This window comes from Streptomyces sp. NRRL WC-3626, from assembly GCF_000718785.1.
GTDB lineage: Bacteria > Actinomycetota > Actinomycetes > Streptomycetales > Streptomycetaceae > Streptomyces > Streptomyces edwardsiae.
Genome location: NZ_JOCA01000088.1, coordinates 1 through 205, shown reverse-complemented (window position 1 = coordinate 205; position 205 = coordinate 1). Strand labels below are relative to the sequence as shown.

Annotated in this window: 1 protein-coding gene; it reads left to right on the top strand. The window is 62.9% G+C overall.

Features of this window, described 5'->3' with window-relative positions; genetic code table 11:
- Positions 1-205, top strand: a 205-nt coding sequence (locus IF28_RS0135940; protein ID WP_030229692.1) for a DUF475 domain-containing protein, incomplete at both ends; no start/stop codon positions are given.

Sequence of the window (205 nt, the reverse complement as noted above, 5' to 3'; positions counted from 1 at the left end):
CACCATCGGCATTCTGATCGCCGTCTTCGGTATGCGACTGGTCTTCCCCGTCGTGATCGTCGCGGTCAGTGCCCAGCTCGGGCCGATCGAGGCGGTCGACCTCGCGCTCAGTGACAAGGACCGTTACCAGGAACTCGTCACCGACGCCCACCCGGCGATCGCCGCGTTCGGTGGCATGTTCCTGTTGATGATCTTCCTGGACTTC